The 4,765-nt window shown below is 74.1% G+C and carries 3 protein-coding genes and 1 pseudogene; 3 read left to right on the forward strand and 1 reads right to left on the reverse strand.

The genetic code is table 11. From position 1 onward, the window contains the following. Positions 1-478 precede the first annotated feature (478 nt). The 3 genes from ACWEVO_RS30285 to ACWEVO_RS30295 all read left to right on the forward strand — a co-directional run bounded on the left by ACWEVO_RS30285 (position 479) and on the right by ACWEVO_RS30295 (position 3,813). Entirely contained in the window at positions 479-1,663 is a 1,185-nt protein-coding gene (locus ACWEVO_RS30285) for a zinc-dependent alcohol dehydrogenase (RefSeq protein ID WP_452310881.1), read from the forward strand. Beyond that, a complete protein-coding gene (locus ACWEVO_RS30290) occupies positions 1,660-2,604 on the forward strand; it encodes an SDR family NAD(P)-dependent oxidoreductase (protein WP_452310882.1) in 945 nt (314 codons plus the stop codon). Before ACWEVO_RS30285 ends, ACWEVO_RS30290 begins: the two co-directional genes overlap by 4 nt. Before the next feature lie 66 nt (positions 2,605-2,670). Next, positions 2,671-3,813, forward strand: coding sequence for an MBL fold metallo-hydrolase (locus ACWEVO_RS30295; protein ID WP_452310883.1), 1,143 nt, complete (start codon positions 2,671-2,673; stop codon positions 3,811-3,813). Between the two features lie 12 nt (positions 3,814-3,825). Here the strand turns inward: ACWEVO_RS30295 and ACWEVO_RS30300 are convergent. Next, positions 3,826-4,765: pseudogene (locus tag ACWEVO_RS30300) on the reverse strand (phosphodiesterase); the annotation flags it as partial.

Below are 4,765 nucleotides of genomic sequence, written 5' to 3' on the forward strand. Positions count from 1 at the left end.
GCCGCGCCCCGGTGCGGGGCGCGGCGGTCGCCTTTTCCCGGAGGTACGCCGACCGGAGCGGTCCGGGGCAGCGGGGCCTTGAGCGCGGCTACAAACTTGATGACGTCAACGACTCACTGCCGAACAACGTCAAGCGGCGGTGGCAGGCGAATCGTCTGCGTCATCAAGTTTGTAGCCTCTGGCACCCCCCTGGCCGCCAGCCCGGCCAAAACGGCAGCGGCCCAGCCACACGCCATGGCAGCAGCCCCAGCCAGGCACGGCAGGGCCCAGCCAGGGGCTGCACCGGCCGGCCGGCGGCACCGGTGCGGGAGTGCGGCGCGAGTCGCTGACGACATCAGCTCGAAAGGCGCGCAGAACCAGCGGACACGGGCGGCGGGCCGGGCGGAGCGGGCACAGCACGGGCCGATCGGTGGCCGGTTCAACGGCCCCCTCGCGGGTAGCAGTCCCATGGACGGCACCGAGGAGGGGACATTCAGGCATGAAGGCACTGACCTGGCACGGCAAGCGCGACGTCCGCGTGGAGAACGTCCCGGACCCCCGGATCGAGGAGCCGACCGACGCGATCGTCCGGATCACCTCCACCGCCATCTGCGGCTCGGACCTGCACCTGTACGAGGTGCTCGCGCCGTACCTCAAGCCGGGCGACGTCCTCGGGCACGAGCCGATGGGCGTCGTCGAGGAGGTCGGCGCCGGGGTGACCCGGCTCAAGCCCGGCGACCGGGTGGTGATCCCGTTCAACATCGCGTGCGGGTCCTGCTGGATGTGCGAACGGCAGCTCTACGCCCAGTGCGAGACCACCCAGGTGACCAGCGAGGGCAAGGGTGCGGCGCTGTTCGGCTACACCTCGCTCTACGGCGCCGTGCCCGGCGGGCAGGCCGAGTACCTGCGCGTCCCCCAGGCCCAGTTCGGTCCGATCAAGATCCCGGAGGCCGGCCCGGACGAGCGGTGGCTCTACCTCTCGGACATCCTGCCCACCGCCTGGCAGGCGGTGAAGTACGCGGACACCCCGCCGGGCGGCACCCTCGCCGTGTTCGGGCTCGGCCCGGTCGGGCAGTTCTGCGCCCGGATCGGCCGGCACCTGGGCGCCGGCCGGGTGATCGGGCTGGACCTGGTCCCGGAGCGGCTGGAGCTGGCCCGGCGGCACGGCATCGAGGTGCTCGACGTCAGCGAGCTGGACGACGTGCCCGGCGCGCTGATCGACCTGGTGGACGGGCGCGGCCCGGACGCGGTGATCGACGCGGTGGGCATGGAGGCGCACGGGGCCCCGTTGGGCAAGTTCGCCCAGGCGGCCGCCGGACTGCTGCCGGACAAGGTGGCCCAGCCGATGATCGACAAGGCCGGCGTGGACCGGCTCAGCGTGCTGCACGCGGCGCTCAAGGCGGTCCGGCGCGGCGGCACCGTCTCGATCTCCGGCGTCTACGGCGGCGAGCAGGACCCGATGCCGCTGATGGAGATGTTCGACCGGGGGATCCAGCTGCGGATGGGCCAGTGCCACGTGAAGCGCTGGGTCGACGAGATCATCCCGCTGCTCTCCGGCGACGGCGACCCGCTGGGCGTGGAGGACCTGCGTACCCACCGGCTGCCGCTGGACCAGGCGCCCCGGGCGTACGAGATGTTCCAGAAGAAGGAGGACGGCTGCATCAAGGTCGTGCTCTCGCCGTGAGCCGGACGGTGGTCGTCACCGGCGCGACCAGCGGGATCGGCCGGGCGGCGGCACGGGAGTTCGCCGGCCGGGGGGACCGTCTGGTCCTCGCGGCCCGCTCCCCCGCCACCCTCGCCGACGTACGCGAGGAGTGCCGCGGCCTCGGCGCGCAGGTGCTGGCCGTACCCGTGGACGTCACCGCGCCCGGCGCGGTGGCCGGGCTGGCCGAGGCGGCCGAGGCGGAGTTCGGCGGCATCGACGTCTGGGTGCACACCGCCGCGGTGATGGCCTATGGCCGCTTCGACGAGGTGCCCGCCGCGGTCTTCGAGCAGGTCGTCCGCACCGATCTGCTGGCTGCGGCGGAGGTGGCCCGGGTGGCGCTGCGCCGGTTCCGGGCCGCCTCGGCCGGCACGCTGATCCTCACCGGCTCGGTCCTCGGGCACATCACCGCGCCCTACATGAGCGGCTACGTGGCGGCCAAGTGGGGCCTGCAGGGGCTGGCCCGGACGTTGCAGCAGGAGGCTCGGGAGACGCCGGGCGTGCGGGTCTGCCTGGTCAATCCGGGCAGCGTGGACACCCCGGTCTACCGGCAGGCGGCCAACTACCTGGGCCGGATCGGCCGGCCGCCGCCCCCGATCGCCAGCCCGGAGCGGGTGGCCCGGGCGATCGTCCACTGCGCCGACCGGCCCCGCCGCGAGGTGTCGGTGGGCCGGCTCAACGTGGTGATGCGCTTCGGTTTCACCGTCCTGCCCGGCGTCTACGACGTACTGGTGGGCCCGCTGATGCGGACCCTCGGACTGAGCCGGCGGCCGGTCGAGCCGCACCAGGGCATCCTGTTCACCCCGAACCCCTCCGGCGAGGCGGTCCGGGGTGGCTGGCTGCCCGACCTGTCCCGAACGGTCCGGACGTTGCGTGGTGCGACCGCGACCGTGGGCTCGGCGGTGCTGCGCCGACTGCGCTGAGGGCGCGAGCGAACCCGGCGTCCGGGTGGATACGGTGTAGTGCGGGAGACGGCGGAGGGACGGATCATGCGGGCACCGGCGGACCGGGAACTGGACCGGGCACTCGGCAGGCGGATGTGGCGGATGACGGGGCTGGCCGCGGTGGCCGGGCTGGCCTGGGCGGCCCGGGACGTCCCCGCCCAGCTCGGCGGCCGGCTCACCGGTGCCCGGGCGGAGCGCGCCGCCCGCTCTCCGCAGTACCGCGACGGCACCTTCCACAACGCGGCCGGCACCCGCACCATGGTCGCCGACCCGGGCCGCAACCTGTTCAAGGAGCTCATCTTCGGCAAGCAGAAGCGGCGCCCCACGGCAACCGTCCCGCTGCTGCGCCCGGCCGACCCGGCCCCGGCCGACTCCGCCCGCGAGCTGGCGGTGGTCTGGTACGGCCACGCGTCGGCGCTGATCGAGATCGAGGGGCACCGGGTGCTGCTCGACCCGGTGTGGAGCGACCGCTGCTCCCCGTCCAGCCTCATCGGCCCGCGCCGCATCCACCAGCCGCCGGTGCGCCTCGACGAGCTGCCCCCGGTCGACGCCATCCTCATCTCGCACGACCACTACGACCACCTGGACATGGAGACGGTCCGGGGGTTGCTCGCGCACCAGTCGGCGCCGTTCCTGGTGCCGCTCGGCGTCGGCGCCCACCTCGACCGGTGGGGCGTGCCGGAGGAGCGGATCGTCGAGCTGGACTGGTCGGAGCAGCACCGGATCGGCGGGTTGACCATCACCGCCACCGCCGCCCAGCACTTCTCCGGGCGGGGGCTGCGCCGCGACGGCACGCTGTGGAGCTCCTGGGTGGTGGCCGGGGCGCACCGCAAGGTCTTCTACACCGGTGACTCCGGCTACTTCGACGGCTACGCCGCCATCGGCGCGGAGCACGGCCCGTTCGACGTCACGCTGATGCAGATCGGGGCGTACGACCGGGCCTGGCCGAGCATCCACATGTTCCCCGAGGAGGCCGTCGCCGCCCACCTCGACCTGCGCGGCGGGCTGTTCCTCCCGGTGCACTGGGCCACCTTCAACCTGGCGCTGCACGACTGGTCCGAGCCGGTGGACCGGCTGTGGGCCGAGGCGAAGGCCCGCGACGTGCGGCTGGCGGTGCCCCGGCCCGGCGAGCGGGTGGTGGTGGACGACCCGCCGCCGGTGGACGGCTGGTGGCAGGCGGTCGCCTGACCCGCCCGGGGCTCAGAGCACGAACGCGTCGGTCCAGAGCGCCCCGGAGCGGCCGGAGAGCGCGTCCAGCATCGCCACCGCCTGCCCGTCGGTGAGCTGCGCGACGAAGTCGACGATCGCCCGCCCCCGGGCCCGGCCGATCCGGTCCGGCGTCCGCGGGTGCAGCTCGGCCTCGGCCAGCTCGACCAGGTCGTGCAGCCGGCGGGGCAGCCGGGACTCCTCCTCCGGGTCCAGCAGCCACTCCCACAGCGCCTCCACCAGGGTGCCCAGCAGCCGGGCCTGGCCGCGCTGGTGCAGGGCCAGGTCGGGGCGGGCCAGCACGAACCGGTGGTGGACGAACTTGAGCACCTGCACCTCGTGCCACTGCGGCCGGGCCAGCAGCACGTACCCGGAGCGGACGTCCGGCTCGGCGGTGACCGTGATGGCGTCGACGAACCGGGTGGACCAGCGGGCGGAGAACCGGGCCACGTACTGCTCCGCCTCGATCGAGCCGTCGAAGGGCAGCGCCAGCAGCCCCTCCACCAGCTCCTCGCGGACGTGCTCGACGGCGGCGGCGAACGCCTCGTCGTCGGCGATCCAGGCGTCCTTGCGGTGCAACTGCCGGCGCAACCGCTCGATGGCGGCCCCGGGCCGTCGACCGGCGGTGGTCAGCGCCGACTCAGTGATCGACCGGAAGTGCCCGCACTCCCGTTGCCAGGCCATCAGCTCGGCCGCCACCGCGCCCTGCTGGAGCACCCCGACCCGGTAGAAGTCCTCCACGTCGTGGATGGCGTACGCGATGTCGTCGGCGGTGTCCATGATGGACGCCTCCGGGGTCTGCTGCCAGTCGGGGATCCGCCCCACGAACGGCTCCCGGGCCTGCCGGAGGTCGTCCACCTCGGTCCGGTACGCACCGAACTTCGCCGAGCCGCTCTCCGGGTCCTCGGGCGGGGCGGCGGCGCCGCGCGGCGCC

Source organism: Micromonospora sp. NPDC003776, from assembly GCF_053605645.1.